Below are 17,915 nucleotides of genomic sequence, written 5' to 3'. Positions count from 1 at the left end.
ACGTTTGATTTGAAAAAACGCATTGCTTTGCTTCCCGGTGACGGAATCGGGCCGGAAGTGGCGGAATCAGCGGCAGATGTACTGAAAAGCGTTGCCGAACAATTCGGACATGAATTTGAATTTGAAAACGGGCTGATCGGGGGAGCAGCCATTGACGCTCATCAAAATCCCCTCCCTGAGGAGACTGTTGCTCTTTGTGAAAGATCCGACGCCATTTTGCTCGGTGCAGTCGGCGGACCGAAATGGGACCAAAATTCTCCTGAGCTCAGGCCGGAAAAAGGCTTGCTCGGCATCAGAAAAAAACTCGGCCTGTTTGCCAATCTGCGTCCCGTGACCGTATTTGAAAGCCTGTCTGAGGCATCTCCGTTGAAAAAAGAATATATCAGCGGGGTCGACTTTGTGATCGTCCGGGAACTGACGGGCGGCCTCTACTTCGGAGAGCCAAGCAGACAGTATGTCAATGAAGCGGGAGAAAAAGAAGCGGTCGATACCCTTTTTTATAAGAAAGAAGAAATCGAACGCGTTGTCAGAGAAGCCTTTAAGATGGCTGCCGGCAGGAAAGGGAAAGTGACGTCAGTTGATAAGGCGAATGTGCTTTCTTCAAGCAGGCTGTGGCGTGAAACAGCAGATGAAATCGCAAAAGAATTTCCTGATGTGACGCTTGAGCATATGCTTGTCGATAATGCCGCGATGCAGCTCATTTACGCTCCGAATCAATTTGACGTCATCGTAACTGAAAATATGTTCGGCGATATTTTAAGCGATGAAGCCTCTATGCTGACAGGCTCGCTCGGCATGCTGCCGTCAGCCAGTTTATCAAGTTCAGGTCTTCACTTGTTTGAACCCGTGCATGGATCGGCGCCTGACATTGCAGGTAAAGGGATGGCCAATCCGTTTGCGGCGATTTTATCAGCGGCGATGCTCTTGAGAACATCTTTCGGACTTGAAACAGAAGCGCAAGCCATAGAAAAAGCGGTCGCAAAGGTGCTTGCAGACGGCAGCCGCACACGTGATATCGCCCGGGGCGGCCAATATGCCGGAACGCATGATATTACTGAAAAAGTAAAAGCCGCATTAGTCGGCGCGAATACAAAATCTATAGTGTGACGCTTAAAAGAGAGCGGTCTTAGTTCATAGGTAGAGGGAGGAAACAAAGATGATGCCTCGAACAATCATCGAAAAGATTTGGGATCGGCATGTTGTAAAAAGCGGTGAAGGAAAACCCGATCTTCTCTATATTGATCTGCACTTAATTCATGAGGTGACGTCTCCTCAGGCGTTTGAAGGATTAAGGCAAAAGGGAAGAAAGGTCAGACGGCCGCAGAACACATTCGCGACGATGGACCACAATATCCCGACTGTCAACCGTTTTGACATAAAAGATGAAGTCGCAAAGCGCCAAGTAACCGCGCTTGAACGAAATTGTGAGGAGTTCGGCGTCCGTCTTGCGGATCTTCACAGCGCGGATCAGGGAATCGTTCACGTGGTCGGGCCTGAGCTTGGTCTGACACTTCCGGGGAAAACGATCGTTTGCGGAGACAGCCATACATCGACTCACGGCGCATTCGGGGCGCTTGCCTTCGGTATCGGCACAAGTGAGGTGGAACATGTTCTTTCCACACAGACATTATGGCAGCAGCGGCCGAAAACGCTTGAAATCCGCGTTGACGGAACGCTCCAAAAAGGAGTGACCGCGAAGGATGTCATCTTATCGGTTATCGGAAAATACGGGGTGAAATTCGGTACGGGATATGTCATTGAATACACCGGGGAAGTATTCAGAAACATGTCTATGGACGAACGCATGACCGTCTGCAATATGTCAATAGAAGCGGGAGCGCGCGCGGGACTGATCGCTCCTGATGAAACGACGATCGAATACTGCAGAAACCGTAAATACGCGCCAAAAGGCGAAGAGTTTGAAAAAGCGGCTGCAGAATGGAAAGCGTTAAAAACCGATCCGGGCGCCGTCTACGATCGTTCCATCGTGTTAGACGGCAGCGAGATTTCTCCAATGGTCACATGGGGCATCAACCCCGGCATGGTTCTTCCGGTAGATGCTCAAATACCGGCGCCGGAAAGCATTGATTCTGACGACGGTAAAAAAGAAGCCATCCGCGCGTACGAATACATGGGGATTGAACCGAATCAAAAAATTGAAGATATAAAAGTCGAACATGTATTTATCGGCTCCTGTACAAATTCGCGGATGACCGACCTTCGCCAGGCTGCTGATATGATTAAAGGCCGAAAAGTCGCCGACAGCGTCAGAGCGATTGTGGTGCCGGGCTCTCAAAGCGTGAAACAGCAGGCTGAGAAAGAAGGGCTGCACCGTGTGTTTCTTGAAGCGGGCTTTGAATGGAGAGAATCAGGCTGCAGCATGTGCCTCAGTATGAACAATGATGTCGTGCCTGAAGGGGAACGATGCGCCTCCACATCCAACCGCAACTTCGAAGGCAGACAGGGAAAAGGCGCGAGAACACACCTTGTCAGTCCTGCCATGGCGGCAATGGCGGCCATTCACGGGCATTTCGTCGATGTAAGAAAGTTTTATCAAGAAAAAACAGTTGTGTAAGGAGTGCGCGAAAGATGGAACCTTTAAAAACGCATACAGGAAAAGCGGCCGTCTTAAACCGGATCAACGTCGACACGGACCAGATTATTCCGAAGCAGTTTCTGAAAAGAATTGAAAGAACCGGATACGGCAGATTCGCGTTTTTTGATTGGAGATACCTTGAGAACGGTGAGCCTGATCCTGAGTTTGAATTAAACCGCCAAGTCTATGAAGGCGCGTCTATATTAATTGCCGGAGAGAATTTCGGCTGCGGATCATCCCGTGAGCACGCTCCTTGGGCGCTGGATGATTACGGATTCAAAATCATCATCGCCCCGTCATTTGCCGATATTTTTCATCAAAACTGCTTTAAAAACGGTATGCTTCCCATCCGTATGCCGTATGATCAGTGGAAAAAACTCGCCTGTCAATATGAAAATCAGTCCCTTAATATGACGGTTGACTTGGAAAACCAGCTCATTCACGACAGCGAAGGAAGAGAGATTTCGTTTGAAGTCGATCCTCACTGGAAGGAAATGCTGATTAACGGCTATGATGAAATTTCATTAACGCTTCTGCTGGAGGACGACATTCAGCAGTTTGAATCGAAAAGAAGTTCTTGGCTTCGAGCCTGAAAAAAGCCGTCCGGCATCTGTCCGGCGGCTTTTTTGGCCGTGCGCGTCATCCTTTCTTGTGTTTCCTGACGCGTGTTGATACACTTGAACAAAATAAGCGCCTGAAAGGAAATAAAGTATGACGCATGACAAGAAAAAAGCTGATATCATTCCTTTCCCCCGTCTGAAAGAACGCTTGGTTGATAAAGGGATGGCCGCCATGAAGGATAAACAGTATCAGGAGGCCCTCGAACTGTTTTCAGAAGCGGTAAGCCACGGTGATACCGAGTCCGACGTACATTTAGGCATGGCGATTTGTTTTCTGGAACTCGGGGAATTGGAAGAAGCAAAACAAGTTTGCGAGAAAATGCTGAATGAAGGGTACGGCCATTATTTTACCGTGCTGCAGGTGTATATGACCATTTTAATTCAGCTGAAACAATATGAAGAAGTCAAAAGCACAATTGAAGCTGTACTGGAGGAAAACCAGCTGCCAGCAGAAAGTGCGGAACAATTCTACCGGCTGCTCGAATTCAGCCGCAAAATGACCGATCCCGATCAGCAGGATGAGGCGTGGGAGGAGGAATATGAAGACGTTCTTGATGCGGAAAAAGTGCTGAACAGCCCCGCAGAACAAATGAATCTGATTCATTCTCTCAAAGACCGCAATATTGCGAAATACACGGGCCTTTTAAAAACGATTCTTCAAGATCCGGGCGCGCATCCGCTGATCAAAACGATGATTTTGACGCTTATGTCGGAGCACGACTACAGCAAACCGGTCCATATTACAAAATTCGGTGATTCAATGACCGCGATCCCGAGTGAAACGATTCAGCCTGATGCGGCCCCGATTTTGCATCGTGTTCTCCGGGTGCTTGATGAAACGCTCGGCAATGAAAATCCTACATTATACGCCGCCGTTGAGGAGCTGTGGAGAAGGCATCTGACCGTATTGCACCCTTTTATGCCGAAGTTTTTGAACGCAGATTTATGGGCCGCGGCGCTTCATAAGGTCGGTTACGAGATGCACGGCATTGACATTGAGCCGGAGGAACTTCATATGATGTACGAGTTTGACAGCCGTGAACTCGAAGAAGCCTGCACGATGATTAAGGATATTGAAGAAATTTCTTATTTGTAAATCACGCCATATAGTTGAAAGCGCTAGGCGTTATGTTATAATATAGTGGTTGTATTTATGTATAGCGGTTTAACTGAAATGAGAATTACGGTTGGACAGGCTGCCAGTTCATTACATAATGATTCTGATTCAAAGCGGTTTTTTCTTTGACAAAGCCGCGGATTGCTTTAGAATGGAAGACCGACACAACCTGAATAGATTTTTGGAGGGAAACACATGTCTGTAAAATGGGAAAAACAAGAAGGCAACGAAGGCGTATTAACGGTTGAAGTTGATGCGGAAACGTTTAAAACAGCTCTTGATGATGCATTTAAAAAAGTAGTAAAACAGGTTTCTATTCCTGGATTCCGCAAAGGGAAAGTTCCCCGCGGTTTATTCGAACAGCGTTTCGGCGTTGAAGCTCTTTACCAGGATGCTTTAGATATTTTACTTCCTGTAGAATACCCTAAAGCGGTTGAAGAAGCCGGCATTGAGCCTGTAGACCGCCCTGAAATCGATGTTGAAAAAATCGAAAAAGGCGAAAGCTTAATTTTCACTGCAAAAGTGACTGTAAAACCGGAAGTGAAACTCGGTGACTACAAAGGCTTAGGTATCGAAAAAGATGACGTGTCCGTTACTGACGAAGACGTACAAAACGAACTTAAAGCGCTTCAGGAGCGTCAGGCTGAGCTTGTCGTGAAAGAAGAAGGCGCTGTTGAAAACGGCGATACAGTCGTTCTTGACTTCGAAGGTTTCGTTGACGGAGAAGCATTTGAAGGCGGAAAAGCTGAGAACTACTCACTTGAAGTAGGATCAGGTTCATTCATCCCGGGCTTCGAAGAGCAGTTAACAGGTCTTGAAGCAGGCGCTGAAAAGGATGTTGAAGTAACATTCCCTGAAGAGTACCATGCTGAAGAGCTTGCCGGAAAACCAGCTGTTTTCAAAGTGAAAATTCATGAAATCAAAGCGAAAGAGCTTCCGGAGCTTAACGACGAATTCGCAAAAGACATTGACGAAGAAGTTGAAACGCTTGCTGAATTAACTGAGAAAACAAAAAAACGCCTTGAAGAAGCAAAAGAAAACGAAGCTGACGCTAAATTGCGTGAAGAGCTTGTTCTGAAAGCATCTGAAAACGCTGAAGCTGATGTTCCTCAAGCGATGATCGACACTGAGCTTGACCGCATGCTGAAAGAATTCGAACAGCGTCTGCAAATGCAAGGCATGAACCTTGAGCTTTACACTCAATTCTCAGGTCAAGATGAAAACGCGTTAAAAGAGCAAATGACAGAAGATGCTGCAAAACGCGTAAAATCAAACCTGACGCTTGAAGCGATCGCTCAAGCTGAAAATCTTGAAGTGACTGACGAAGAAGTTGAAGCTGAGCTGACTAAAATGGCTGAAGCTTACAACATGCCGGTTGAAAACATCAAGCAGGCAATCGGTTCAACTGACGCGATGAAAGAAGATTTAAAAGTTCGAAAAGCAATTGATTTTCTTGTAGAAAACCGTTAATATGGTTCATAATAATAGACATAATAAAACAGGGCGCGATTAATTCGTGCCTTGTTTTGTACAATTATGATATAACTCTTTTTCTTGGGGCAAGATAGTCATTGCCGGGCTGTTTTTTGTCATACATATAGAATGTGCAAGCGCGAAACACATTGTTACCGTCTTACTGGAAAGTATGGTAAAATGCAATACATACTCGATCGTAGCAAGAACCGTTTTCTTTTGCCCTTCAGGTAAAAGAAAAAGTGAGACAAGATTAAGGGGTGAAAGAATGTTTAAATTCAACGAGGAAAAAGGACAATTAAAATGCTCGTTCTGCGGAAAAACGCAAGATCAGGTTCGTAAGCTGGTTGCAGGACCGGGTGTATATATATGCGACGAATGCATCGAGCTCTGTACAGAAATCGTAGAAGAAGAGCTGGGCACAGAAGAAGAAGTCGAATTTAAAGACGTTCCGAAGCCGCAGGAAATCCGTGAGATTCTGAATGAATATGTCATCGGACAGGATCAGGCGAAGAAATCACTTGCGGTTGCGGTATACAACCATTACAAACGCATCAACTCCAACAGTAAAGTGGATGATGTCGAGCTTTCTAAAAGTAATATTTCATTAATCGGGCCGACTGGAAGCGGGAAAACACTTCTCGCCCAGACACTTGCGCGTATTCTGAACGTGCCGTTTGCGATCGCGGACGCTACATCTCTGACTGAAGCCGGATATGTCGGTGAGGACGTAGAAAACATTCTCCTCAAACTGATTCAGGCAGCAGACTATGATGTGGAAAAAGCGGAAAAAGGCATTATTTATATCGATGAAATCGATAAAGTAGCGCGTAAATCTGAAAACCCGTCCATCACACGTGACGTATCAGGCGAAGGCGTTCAGCAGGCGCTGCTGAAAATTCTTGAAGGAACGGTTGCAAGCGTGCCGCCTCAAGGAGGGCGCAAACATCCTCATCAGGAATTCATTCAGATCGATACGACGAACATTCTGTTCATTTGCGGGGGTGCATTTGACGGCATCGAACAAATCATTAAACGCCGTCTCGGACAAAAAGTCATCGGCTTCGGCTCTGATAATAAAGTGGCAGACTTGGAAAAAGAAGAACTGCTTTCTAAAGTTCTTCCGGAAGACTTGCTTCGTTTCGGGCTGATTCCTGAATTCATCGGCCGTCTTCCTGTCATTGCAAGCCTTGAGCAGCTTGACGAAACGGCACTGGTTGAAATTCTGACTAAACCTAAAAACGCACTCGTCAAACAATACAAGAAAATGTTAGAACTAGATGATGTCGAGCTTGATTTTGAAGACGAGGCATTATCTGAAATTGCGAAAAAAGCGATCGAGCGAAAAACAGGCGCACGCGGCCTGCGTTCTATCATTGAGGGCATCATGCTTGACGTCATGTTTGATCTGCCGTCCCGCGATGACATTGAAAAATGTGTCATTACCGGAGCGACAGTGGCAGACGGTGAAGCACCGCGTCTTGTATTAAAAGACGGCACTGTTGTCGGTCAAGATAAAACATCAGCGTAACGTTACAAAACCTCCTGACTCGGATTGATCAGGAGGTTTTTTTCTTGTCCCGACCCTTCTGAAAAATGTTTATTCCGGGCTTTGCTGGGAGATACTAGCGGACAGAGGAATGAATTGGATACATAAATCGTTTTTTCAGGAGGGACCAGCATGAGTTGGACAGGGATCGCATTATTTGTACAGCTGTTTTTCGGGATAGTCATCGGATTATATTTTTGGAATCTGCTCAAAAACCAGCGTACACAAAAAGTGACGATAGATAAAGAATCAAAAAAGGAAATGGAACAGCTTCGCAAAATGCGCGCCATCAGTTTATCAGAACCTTTATCAGAGAAGGTGCGGCCGAAAAGCTTTCAGGATATTGTCGGCCAGGAGGATGGGATTAAAGCATTAAAAGCAGCGCTTTGCGGTCCGAACCCGCAGCATGTCATAATTTACGGGCCTCCGGGAGTCGGTAAAACGGCTGCGGCGCGTCTCGTATTGGAAGAAGCGAAAAAACATAAACAGTCACCATTTCAGAAGCAGGCCGTTTTTGTTGAGCTTGATGCGACGACCGCACGATTTGATGAACGGGGTATTGCCGATCCGCTTATCGGTTCAGTGCATGATCCGATTTATCAGGGAGCGGGGGCAATGGGTCAGGCGGGCATTCCGCAGCCGAAGCAGGGGGCTGTGACCCATGCGCACGGCGGTGTATTGTTTATTGATGAAATCGGCGAGCTTCACCCGATTCAGATGAATAAAATGCTGAAGGTGCTTGAAGATCGGAAAGTATTTTTAGACAGTGCGTATTACAGTGAGGAAAATACGCAGATACCGAATCATATTCATGATATTTTTCAAAACGGGCTTCCCGCGGATTTCCGACTGATCGGAGCGACAACGAGAATGCCGAATGAAATTCCGCCGGCCATCCGGTCCCGCTGTCTTGAAGTGTTTTTCCGCGAGCTGGAAAAGGATGAACTTAAAACCGTTGCGAAAAAAGCGGCCGACAAAATTCAGAAAGAGATTTCTGATGAGGCTCTTGGTGTGCTGACCGCATATACGAGAAACGGACGCGAAGCCGTCAATATGATTCAGATTGCCGCCGGTATGGCGGTGACCGAGGACAGGAAAGAAATTACGACAGAGGATATAGAGTGGGTTGTTCATTCCAGTCAGCTTACGCCGAAAAATGAGCAGAAAATCGCTGATGAACCGCAAGTCGGTATCGTGAACGGGCTTGCCGTTTACGGGCCGAACAGCGGCGCATTGCTGGAAATCGAAGTGAATGTCACGCCTGCGCAGGACAAAGGCAGCCTGAATATTACGGGAATCGCAGAGGAAGAGAGCATTGGCAGCCAATCAAAGTCGATCCGCCGCAAAAGTATGGCGAAGGGGTCAGTGGAGAATGTTCTGACGGTTCTTCGCACAATGGGCATCAAACCTTCAGACTATGACATTCATGTCAATTTTCCGGGCGGAGGTCCGATTGACGGACCTTCTGCGGGTATCGCGATGGCTGCGGGGATTTTTTCCGCGATTCACCGCATCCCTATCGACCATACGGTGGCGATGACGGGAGAGATCAGCCTGACAGGGCTTGTCAAACCCATCGGCGGCGTTATCCCGAAAATCAAAGCCGCAAAGCAGGCCGGAGCAAAAACGGTCATTATCCCTTATGAAAATCAGCAGTCCATTCTGAAACGAATAGATGGAATCACCATTAAAGCGGTAAAAACGTTTCAGGAAGTGCTTGACGTCATATTGGTAGACCCGCCTTCAGAACAGAAACCGTTTGATATCCAAATGAATAAGGAATCCGTATAAACCCCATTTTTATAATGGGGTTTTTTTATGGAGGACATCTTTTCCTTTTTCAGAACAGAAAGAAAGGGTATACTACGAAGAGACTGTTTTATATACAGGGCAGGCGGTAAGCCGATGATTGCCCGATCCCGGAATTGTACAACGATGAAAAAGTTGTATTATAATGGTTCATACTAAAGTCACGGAGGTGTCAGTCACATGGCAGAAGATACAAAACGCAGCATCCCGCTCCTCCCTTTAAGAGGTTTATTGGTATACCCGACGATGGTTTTACATTTAGATGTAGGCCGGGACAAGTCGGTTCAGGCTCTTGAACAGGCAATGATGCATGATCATATGATTTTTTTAGCCACTCAGCAGGATATTTCGATAGACGAACCGGGTGAAGAGGACATTTTCACCGTCGGCACTTATACAAAAATTAAACAGATGCTGAAGCTTCCCAACGGTACGATCAGAGTGCTTGTAGAAGGAATTCAGCGGGCGCAGATCCTTGAATACACCGAGCTCGAAGATTATACTTCGGTCGATATACAGCTGATGCATGAGGACGATTCGAAAGACGTGGAAGATGAAGCGCTTATGCGGACGCTGCTGGACCATTTTGACCAGTACATAAAAATTTCTAAAAAAATCTCCGCAGAAACGTATGCAGCCGTGACTGATATTGAAGAGCCCGGCAGAATGGCGGATATCGTCGCTTCTCATCTCCCGCTGAAATTAAAGGACAAGCAGGATATTTTAGAAACGGCTGATATTAAAGAACGCCTGAATAAGGTCATCCGTTCTATTCATAATGAAAAAGAAGTGCTGGAAATTGAGAAAAAAATCGGACAGCGCGTCAAGCGTTCGATGGAACGCACTCAAAAGGAATACTACTTGCGTGAACAGATGAAAGCCATTCAGAAGGAGCTTGGCGACAAAGAAGGGAAAACCGGTGAAGTTCAGTCGCTCACGGAGAAGATAGAAGAAGCCGGCATGCCTGAGCGTGTCAAAGAAACGGCGCTTAAGGAATTAAGCCGTTACGAAAAAGTGCCGTCAAGCTCAGCGGAAAGCTCTGTTATCCGCAACTATATTGACTGGCTTATCGCTCTGCCGTGGTCGGACGAAACAGAAGATAAACTGGATATTAAAAAAGCCGGGGAAATCTTAGACAAAGAGCATCACGGTTTAGAGAAAGTGAAAGAACGGATTCTGGAGTATTTGGCTGTGAAACAGCTGACGAAAACGCTGAAAGGGCCGATTCTTTGTCTGGCCGGACCTCCGGGAGTCGGAAAAACATCTCTTGCAAAATCAATCAGTACGAGCATGGGGCGCCGTTTTGTGAGAATTTCACTGGGCGGTGTGCGGGATGAATCTGAAATCCGCGGGCATCGGCGTACATACGTCGGAGCGATGCCGGGCCGTATTATACAGGGGATGAAAAAAGCCGGCAAACAAAATCCGGTCTTTCTCCTTGATGAGATTGATAAAATGTCGTCTGATTTCAGAGGCGACCCGTCTTCGGCGATGCTTGAGGTGCTGGATCCGGAACAAAACAGCACATTCAGCGACCATTATATTGAAGAGACGTTCGATTTATCGAAAGTGCTTTTTATCGCGACTGCGAATAACCTTGCTTCAATACCGGGCCCTCTCAGAGACAGAATGGAGATTATCAGCCTGTCAGGCTATACTGAAAACGAAAAGCTGGAGATCGTAAAAGACCACCTGCTTCCGAAACAGATCAAAGAGCACGGGCTCACAAAGAGCAACCTGCAGATTCGGGATCAGGCGATTACCGACATCATCCGCTATTATACAAGGGAAGCCGGTGTGAGAACGCTTGAACGCCAGGTTGCCGCCATTTGCCGAAAAGCTGCAAAAGCCATCGTTTCTGAGGAAAGAAAACGCATTACCGTTACAGAGAAAAATTTGGCAGACTACCTTGGAAAACGGATATTCAGATACGGACAAGCGGAAACCGAAGATCAAATCGGGGTCGTCACGGGGCTTGCGTATACGACAGTCGGCGGAGACACGCTTTCAATCGAGGTGTCATTGTCACCGGGAAAAGGAAAGCTGATTCTGACCGGGAAGCTGGGAGATGTCATGCGGGAATCCGCCCAGGCAGCTTTCAGTTATGTCCGCTCAAAAGCGGAACAGCTCGGAATCGATCCGACATTCCATGAGAACCATGACATTCATATTCATGTCCCTGAAGGAGCGGTGCCGAAAGACGGCCCTTCTGCGGGAATTACGATGGCCACGGCGCTCGTTTCAGCGTTAACGGATCGTCCGGTAAAACGCGAAGTCGGTATGACGGGAGAAATCACGCTGCGGGGCCGCGTGCTTCCGATCGGCGGACTGAAAGAAAAGGCGCTCGGTGCCCACAGAGCGGGCCTGACCACGATTATTGCGCCTAAAGATAACGAAAAAGATATAGAGGATATTCCTGAAAGCGTCAGAGAAGGACTGAAATTTATATTCGTGTCACATCTGGATGACGTTTTGGAACATGCCTTAGTAGGAGAGAAGAAATGAAAGTTACAAAGTCAGAAATCGTGATCAGCGCGGTTAAACCGGAACAGTACCCTGATGGGGGACTTCCGGAAATCGCGCTGGCGGGAAGATCAAATGTAGGAAAGTCATCTTTTATCAATTCATTAATCAATCGGAAAAACCTGGCCAGAACGTCATCAAAACCGGGGAAAACACAGACCTTAAACTTTTACATCATCAATGATGAATTGCATTTTGTCGACGTTCCCGGGTACGGGTTTGCGAAAGTTTCAAAAAGCGAGCGGGAAGCATGGGGGAGAATGATTGAAACCTATATGACGACCCGTGAAGAGCTGAAAGCCTGCGTGCAGATTGTCGACCTCAGACACGCGCCGTCTGCTGATGACGTGAACATGTATGAATTCTTGAAATATTACGGCATTCCCGTTATCGTCATTGCGACAAAAGCGGATAAGATTCCAAAAGGAAAATGGGACAAGCACTTAAAGGTTGTCAAACAGACGCTTGATATGGACCCTGAAGATGAGCTGATTTTATTCTCCTCTGAAACAAAAAAAGGAAAAGATGAAGCATGGGGAGCCATTAAAAAAATGATCAGCAGGTAATGAAAAACCCAAAACGCAGTGCGTTTTGGGTTTTATCGTATAGTTTTGTTCCGCTTGATAAACAATAAGAAAAGGCTGATTCCGACGAAAACATACGGCCAGTATGTTTTGAAATGCTCCGTCGGAATATTCACGGATTCCATCCACGCCGTAATTTGTTTAAAGAAGTATAAAAAGAGGGAAAAACCAATCATGGCAACCGCTTCGTATACATATTCTTTTCTGGCGGCCGCAAATAAGGAGAAACCGAGTACGAAGAGCAGCATTTCGAAATCTCCCGGCCACCAAGAGAGCTCTGGTTTGGCGAAAAAGTGTAAACCTATTCCGAACAGAAGCATACCGATAAGGACGTGAGGCCCAGCCGCTTCCTTTTTGCCCTGATACAAGAACACGGCACCCAAAAGCATAAGGAGCACCGGCCATTCTCCCTGATTCGCAAAGAGGCGGACCTGTCCGCTCTGAAGCCATGCGAATAATGAAGCGGCAAGCAGAAGTCCTGGTAATAAAATTGATGTTTTTTTCATCCTGTCACCTACCCGCAGTAAAGGATTTTTAGTATGATGATTACAGAGGAAACGAAGCTTTTTATACTATAGCATAACATTTTTGAAATCTGTTCACATTTTCACGAAGAAACTATGTTATAATTATTATAAATAATAAATTCTATGTTAGAATGATTATAAATAAATTGCGATGTACGGGGGTGCATGAACGGCTATGCATATTCTTGTAGTGGGAGTAGATTATAAATCCGCCCCCATTGAAATACGTGAAAAAATAAGTTTTCAGCCGGATGAGCTTGCAGAAGCGATGCTCCGTTTAAAAGAAGAAAAAAGTGTTCTTGAAAACATTATCGTGTCAACCTGCAACCGAACTGAAATATATGCGGTGGTCGACCAGCTTCATACCGGCCGTTATTATATAAAGACATTTTTATCCGAATGGTTCTCGCTGCCGAAAGAAGAGCTGTCTCCGTTTCTGAAATTTTATGAGAGCGATGCGGCGATCGAGCATTTATTCCGTGTGGCGTGCGGTTTGGATTCCATGGTCATCGGAGAAACACAAATACTCGGCCAGGTCCGTTCGAGCTTTAAAACGGCGCAGACAGAAAAGACAATCGGCACCATTTTCAATGAGCTCTTTAAACAGGCGGTGACTGTCGGCAAACGCACGCATGCTGAAACCGATATCGGCGCCAATGCCGTTTCCGTCAGTTACGCGGCCGTTGAACTCGCGAAAAAAATCTTCGGCTCTCTGTCAAATAAGCACATTTTGATTCTCGGTGCGGGGAAAATGGGCGAGCTCGCCGCAGAAAACCTGCACGGACAGGGCATCGGCAAAGTAACGGTCATCAACAGAACGTTTTTGAAGGCAAAAGAGCTTGCTGACCGTTTCTCCGGAGAAGCTCGCAGCTTAAACCAGCTTGAACATGCACTTGCTGAAGCTGATATTTTAATCAGCTCGACAGGCGCGAGTGATTTTGTCGTGTCTAAAGATATGATGGAGAGAGCGGGCAGACAGCGGAAGGGCCGCCCGTTATTTATGGTGGACATCGCTGTGCCGAGAGACCTTGATCCTGCGCTGAACGATCTTGAAGGTGTTTTCCTGTACGATATTGATGACCTTGAAGGAATCGTTGAAGCCAACTTAAAAGAACGCCGTGAAACCGCTGAAAAAGTCGAGCTGTTCATTGAAGCGGCAATTGTTGAATTTAAGCAGTGGCTTAATACGCTCGGCGTCGTGCCGGTCATTTCGGCGCTGCGTGAAAAGGCGCTGTCCATCCAGTCCGATACGATGCAGAGCATTGAGCGCAAGCTGCCTAATCTGACGGTAAGAGAGAAAAAACTGCTCAGCAAACATACGAAAAGCATCATTAACCAGATGCTGCGCGACCCGATTCTGAAAGCGAAAGAGCTTGCGGCTGAAGCGGATTCCGAGGAAAAGCTGAAGCTGTTTATGCAGATTTTCGATATTGAGGATGAAGCCGGCCGCCAGCTGGACAAAAGCCTGGATAACCGCCAGACGGTTCATTCGTTTCAAAAGGCAGAAGCAAAAACGGGCTTACGTCCGCTTGTAAGTGAGTGAGCGCTGTATGATTGATACAGCAATGGCAAGACTTAATGAAGCGACAATTGTTATTTATGCAGTAAGCGTCCTTTTTTACTTTATAGATTTTCTTCAACACAACCGGAAGGCTGGGAAAATGGCCTTCTGGTTGCTTTCTATTGTCTGGACTCTGCAAACCGTCTATCTTTCTTATTTTATGTGGCAGACGGGGAGATTTCCGGTCTTAAATATTACAGAGGCCCTTTACTTTTATGCGTGGGTGCTTGTTACGCTCTCACTTGTTGTCACGCAGATTCTGCGGGTTGATTTTATCGTGTTTTTCACGAATGTCATCGGTTTCTCGATGATCGCGATCCACACGTTTTCACCGACTGATCAGCATTCGGCAGCTTTTTCCGGCCAGCTGGTCTCAGAGCTTTTGGTCATTCATATCACAATGGCGATTCTCTCATACGGCGCCTTTTCCCTTTCTTTTGTCTTTTCGCTTCTTTATCAATTTCAATATTCTTTATTAAAGAAGAAAAAATGGGGAAAATGGCTGTTGAGAATTGAAGATTTGTCAAAACTTGATTATATGGCTTACGTTTTGAATGTCATCGGAGTTCCGATGCTGCTGTTAAGTTTGATCTTAGGCGTAATCTGGGCGTATGTGTCTCTGGAAACGCTGTACTGGTTTGATTCAAAAGTGCTCGGCTCGTTTATTGTGCTGCTTTTATACAGCTACTATTTATATATCAGAATGATTAAGGAACTGCAGGGAAAAGTGGCGGCGTTATGGAATTCAGCATGTTTTCTCGTGCTGATGATTAATTACTTCCTGCTCGGAAGCCTATCGCAATTCCATTGGTTCAGTTAACGTCACGCGCCAAACAGATTCGGGAGGAAAGAAAATGAGAACGATTAAGGTAGGTTCCAGACGGAGCAAACTGGCTATGACCCAGACAAAATGGGTGATTAACAAACTAAAGGAATTGAATCCTTCGTATAACTTTGAAATTCAGGAGATTGTCACAAAAGGCGACCGCATCCTTGATGTCACACTGTCAAAAGTGGGCGGCAAAGGTCTGTTTGTCAAAGAGATTGAACAGGCGCTGTTACATCAGGAGATTGATATGGCGGTCCACAGCATGAAAGACATGCCTGCTGTTTTGCCTGAAGGTCTGGTCATCGGCTGCATACCGAAACGTGAGGACCCGCGTGATGCGCTGATTTCCAAGGGGCATCAAAAGCTGGACGACATAAAAGAAGGCGGCATCATCGGCACGAGCAGTTTAAGAAGAAGCGCCCAGATTCTTGCTGAGCGCCCTGATCTTACTATTAAATGGATCAGAGGCAACATAGATACGAGACTTCAAAAGCTTGAGACGGAAGATTATGATGCTATTATTTTAGCTGCTGCGGGTCTTTCAAGAATGGGCTGGAAAGATGATGTCGTATCTGAATTCCTCGAACCGGACCGCTGTCTGCCTGCGGTAGGCCAAGGCGCTCTTGCCATTGAATGCAGAGAGTCGGATGAGGAGCTTTTGAAGCTGTTTGCGCAATTCACCGATGAGTATACGAAACGCACGGTGGCAGCCGAACGGGCTTTCTTGCACGCGATGGAAGGCGGCTGCCAAGTGCCGATTGCCGGGTATGCGTCCGTCAATGACCGGGATGAGGTTGAATTGGTCGGTCTTGTTGCGTCTCCGGACGGTAAGACGATTTATAAAGAAACAGCGGCGGGACATGATCCGGAAGAAATCGGGAAACGCTGTGCGGCGATGATGTCTGAAAAAGGAGCCAAAGCATTAATCGACAGCGTAAAACAGGAGCTCGATCAGGATGGCAAATGACCTTCCTTTACAAGGAAAGACCGTGCTTGTCACCCGGAACAAAAGACAGGCCGCCCCGTTCCGAAAAAAAGTGGAGGCGCTCGGCGGAACGGCTGTTTCCGCTTCGCTGATCGCTTTTCAGGAAGCGCTCCCGGGTGAATGTGCGGACAGTCTCCGGGAAGACCTTTCTGAGCCGGGGTGGCTTGTTTTTACAAGCGTAAACGGTGTCCGGTTCTTTTTTTCCTACCTCGATGAGCACGGCCTTGCGCTTTCGGGACGGAAAAAAATCGCAGCCGTCGGTGAAAAGACTGCGCGCGCCCTTAAAGAGCGGGGAGCCGGGACGGATGCGATGCCTGATGAGTATGTGGCTGAATGTCTGGCTGATACATTAAAGCGGCACGCATCAGCTGCCGAACCCATTTCAGTGATAAAGGGCAATTTATCACGCGATGTCATAAAAGCGGAGCTTGAGCCGCTTGGCTATCAAATAAGGGAATGGGTGCTGTACAATACCATTCAGGATGAAAAAGGAATGGACGAGCTGAGACAGGCTGCATCCCGCTCTCATTTTGATTTTATTACGTTTACCAGTTCTTCGGCGGTGCATACGTTTATGCATGCGGTCGGAGACGAAAAAAAAACTTTGGAAAACAGCGGTGCGAGCTATATCAGCATCGGCCCTTTGACGGAAAAAGCGCTATTGGAATACGGGATCTCATCCCATGTGCCTGACACCTATACGATTGAAGGCATGCTGGACGTCATGTGCAGCATGTCGGGAAAGGATAGATAATGATGAATCAAACATTTAACAGACACCGCCGTTTGCGCGCGAACGCTGCGATGAGAGATTTAGTAAGAGAAACACGCCTTCACCCTTCAGATTTTATTTACCCTTTATTTGTCGTTGAAGGGCTTGAAGGAAAAAAAGAAGTTCCTTCCATGCCGGGGGTTTATCATGTGTCACTCGATTTATTAAAGGATGAAATGGCTGAGCTCATATCACTCGGCATTAAGTCGGTCATCGTTTTCGGCGTGCCGGAAGAAAAAGACGACTGCGGAACTCAGGCTTTTCACGATCACGGCATTGTGCAAAAAGGGATTGCTGAAATTAAAAAGCATTATCCTGAAATGATCGTAATCGCTGATACATGCCTCTGTGAATATACGGATCACGGCCATTGCGGCGTTGTGAAAGACGGAGTAATCCTGAATGACGAGTCGCTTGAACTGCTGGCGCAGACAGCCGTCAGCCAGGCTAAAGCCGGCGCTGATATCATCGCTCCTTCAAACATGATGGACGGTTTTGTCACAGTGATCAGAGAAGCGCTTGACAAAGAAGGATTCACAAATATTCCGATCATGTCCTATGCCGTGAAATATTCAAGTGAATTTTACGGTCCGTTCCGCGACGCGGCTGACAGCACACCGCAGTTCGGCGACCGAAAAACATATCAGATGGATCCGGCCAACCGCTTGGAAGCGCTCCGTGAGGCTGAATCAGACGCTGCAGAAGGCGCTGACTTTTTAATCGTCAAACCGTCTATGTCATACTTAGATATTATGCGTGATGTGAAAAACCGCCATCACCTGCCGCTGGTCGCTTATAATGTAAGCGGGGAGTATTCTATGGTGAAAGCTGCAGCCCAAAACGGCTGGATTAAAGAAAAAGAAATGGTGCTTGAAATTTTAACGAGCATGAAACGTGCAGGTGCCGACCTCATTATGACGTATCATGCAAAAGACGCAGCAAAATGGCTTGCTGAATAAGAATTTCATTT

At 46.8% G+C, this 17,915-nt stretch carries 15 protein-coding genes; 14 read left to right on the top strand and 1 reads right to left on the bottom strand.

From position 1 onward, the window contains the following. Positions 1-9 precede the first annotated feature (9 nt). The 9 genes from leuB to yihA all read left to right on the top strand — a co-directional run bounded on the left by leuB (position 10) and on the right by yihA (position 12,253). Positions 10-1,107: a 3-isopropylmalate dehydrogenase gene (leuB, locus tag MHH91_RS14130; protein ID WP_013353086.1), complete on the top strand. Its 1,098-nt coding sequence runs from the start codon at positions 10-12 to the stop codon at positions 1,105-1,107. A gap of 49 nt (positions 1,108-1,156) precedes the next feature. Next, positions 1,157-2,575, top strand: coding sequence for a 3-isopropylmalate dehydratase large subunit (leuC, locus tag MHH91_RS14125; RefSeq protein WP_013353085.1), 1,419 nt, complete (start codon positions 1,157-1,159; stop codon positions 2,573-2,575). A gap of 14 nt (positions 2,576-2,589) precedes the next feature. After that, positions 2,590-3,189: a 3-isopropylmalate dehydratase small subunit gene (leuD, locus tag MHH91_RS14120; protein WP_013353084.1), complete on the top strand. Its 600-nt coding sequence runs from the start codon at positions 2,590-2,592 to the stop codon at positions 3,187-3,189. A 118-nt stretch (positions 3,190-3,307) separates the two neighbouring features. Then, the gene (gene ddcA, locus MHH91_RS14115) at positions 3,308-4,312 is read left to right on the top strand and encodes a DNA damage checkpoint antagonist DdcA (RefSeq protein ID WP_013353083.1); all 1,005 of its coding nucleotides are present in this window, start codon (positions 3,308-3,310) and stop codon (positions 4,310-4,312) included. 216 nt (positions 4,313-4,528) lie between these two features. Beyond that, entirely contained in the window at positions 4,529-5,803 is a 1,275-nt protein-coding gene (gene tig, locus MHH91_RS14110; protein WP_014470785.1) for a trigger factor, read from the top strand. 271 nt (positions 5,804-6,074) lie between these two features. Further along, entirely contained in the window at positions 6,075-7,337 is a 1,263-nt protein-coding gene (clpX, locus tag MHH91_RS14105) for an ATP-dependent protease ATP-binding subunit ClpX (RefSeq protein ID WP_014470784.1), read from the top strand. Between the two features lie 150 nt (positions 7,338-7,487). Continuing rightward, positions 7,488-9,146, top strand: coding sequence for an ATP-dependent protease LonB (gene lonB, locus MHH91_RS14100; RefSeq protein ID WP_013353080.1), 1,659 nt, complete (start codon positions 7,488-7,490; stop codon positions 9,144-9,146). 198 nt (positions 9,147-9,344) lie between these two features. Continuing rightward, positions 9,345-11,669 (top strand): endopeptidase La, encoded by a 2,325-nt coding sequence (gene lon / locus MHH91_RS14095; protein ID WP_013353079.1) that lies wholly within the window; start codon positions 9,345-9,347, stop codon positions 11,667-11,669. Further along, complete coding sequence (yihA, locus tag MHH91_RS14090) at positions 11,666-12,253, top strand: ribosome biogenesis GTP-binding protein YihA/YsxC (RefSeq protein ID WP_013353078.1); 588 nt, start codon at positions 11,666-11,668, stop codon at positions 12,251-12,253. The genes lon and yihA overlap by 4 nt, the downstream gene beginning before the upstream one ends. A gap of 32 nt (positions 12,254-12,285) precedes the next feature. Here the strand turns inward: yihA and MHH91_RS14085 are convergent, their stop codons facing one another. Next, a complete protein-coding gene (locus MHH91_RS14085; protein WP_013353077.1) occupies positions 12,286-12,777 on the bottom strand; it encodes a hypothetical protein in 492 nt (163 codons plus the stop codon). 196 nt (positions 12,778-12,973) lie between these two features. On the opposite strand from MHH91_RS14085, the gene hemA reads away from it, so the two are divergent. Genes hemA through hemB form a run of 5 tightly spaced genes read left to right on the top strand, consistent with a single transcriptional unit; the run spans position 12,974 to position 17,904 of the window. Further along, positions 12,974-14,341, top strand: coding sequence for a glutamyl-tRNA reductase (gene hemA / locus MHH91_RS14080; protein WP_013353076.1), 1,368 nt, complete (start codon positions 12,974-12,976; stop codon positions 14,339-14,341). Between the two features lie 7 nt (positions 14,342-14,348). Next, on the top strand, positions 14,349-15,179 hold the full coding sequence (locus MHH91_RS14075) for a cytochrome c biogenesis protein (RefSeq protein ID WP_007408154.1): 831 nt from the start codon (positions 14,349-14,351) through the stop codon (positions 15,177-15,179). 34 nt (positions 15,180-15,213) lie between these two features. Beyond that, positions 15,214-16,155 carry a hydroxymethylbilane synthase gene (gene hemC, locus MHH91_RS14070; RefSeq protein ID WP_013353075.1) on the top strand — a complete coding sequence of 314 codons (942 nt, stop codon included), beginning with the start codon at positions 15,214-15,216 and terminating at the stop codon, positions 16,153-16,155. Further along, positions 16,145-16,927, top strand: a complete 783-nt coding sequence (locus tag MHH91_RS14065) for a uroporphyrinogen-III synthase (RefSeq protein ID WP_013353074.1) — start codon at positions 16,145-16,147, stop codon at positions 16,925-16,927. The genes hemC and MHH91_RS14065 overlap by 11 nt, the downstream gene beginning before the upstream one ends. 2 nt (positions 16,928-16,929) lie before the next feature. Beyond that, entirely contained in the window at positions 16,930-17,904 is a 975-nt protein-coding gene (hemB, locus tag MHH91_RS14060) for a porphobilinogen synthase (RefSeq protein ID WP_088613212.1), read from the top strand. The last annotated feature ends 11 nt before the right edge of the window (positions 17,905-17,915 follow it).

Origin of the sequence: Bacillus sp. FSL K6-2819, assembly GCF_038008305.1 — a bacterium.
In the GTDB taxonomy this organism is placed as follows: domain Bacteria; phylum Bacillota; class Bacilli; order Bacillales; family Bacillaceae; genus Bacillus; species Bacillus amyloliquefaciens.
This window is presented reverse-complemented; position numbering and strand designations above follow the sequence as displayed.

Excerpts from the sequence above, each read along its gene's own strand:
- leuC (WP_013353085.1), top strand. The coding sequence starts at position 1,157 with ATGATGCCTCGAACAATCATCGAAAAGATTTGGGATCGGCATGTTGTA.
- leuD (WP_013353084.1), top strand. The coding sequence starts at position 2,590 with ATGGAACCTTTAAAAACGCATACAGGAAAAGCGGCCGTCTTAAACCGG.
- ddcA (WP_013353083.1), top strand. The coding sequence starts at position 3,308 with ATGACGCATGACAAGAAAAAAGCTGATATCATTCCTTTCCCCCGTCTG.
- tig (WP_014470785.1), top strand. The coding sequence starts at position 4,529 with ATGTCTGTAAAATGGGAAAAACAAGAAGGCAACGAAGGCGTATTAACG.
- clpX (WP_014470784.1), top strand. The coding sequence starts at position 6,075 with ATGTTTAAATTCAACGAGGAAAAAGGACAATTAAAATGCTCGTTCTGC.
- lonB (WP_013353080.1), top strand. The coding sequence starts at position 7,488 with ATGAGTTGGACAGGGATCGCATTATTTGTACAGCTGTTTTTCGGGATA.
- lon (WP_013353079.1), top strand. The coding sequence starts at position 9,345 with ATGGCAGAAGATACAAAACGCAGCATCCCGCTCCTCCCTTTAAGAGGT.
- yihA (WP_013353078.1), top strand. The coding sequence starts at position 11,666 with ATGAAAGTTACAAAGTCAGAAATCGTGATCAGCGCGGTTAAACCGGAA.
- MHH91_RS14085 (WP_013353077.1), bottom strand. The coding sequence starts at position 12,777 with ATGAAAAAAACATCAATTTTATTACCAGGACTTCTGCTTGCCGCTTCA.
- hemA (WP_013353076.1), top strand. The coding sequence starts at position 12,974 with ATGCATATTCTTGTAGTGGGAGTAGATTATAAATCCGCCCCCATTGAA.
- MHH91_RS14075 (WP_007408154.1), top strand. The coding sequence starts at position 14,349 with ATGATTGATACAGCAATGGCAAGACTTAATGAAGCGACAATTGTTATT.
- hemC (WP_013353075.1), top strand. The coding sequence starts at position 15,214 with ATGAGAACGATTAAGGTAGGTTCCAGACGGAGCAAACTGGCTATGACC.
- MHH91_RS14065 (WP_013353074.1), top strand. The coding sequence starts at position 16,145 with ATGGCAAATGACCTTCCTTTACAAGGAAAGACCGTGCTTGTCACCCGG.
- hemB (WP_088613212.1), top strand. The coding sequence starts at position 16,930 with ATGAATCAAACATTTAACAGACACCGCCGTTTGCGCGCGAACGCTGCG.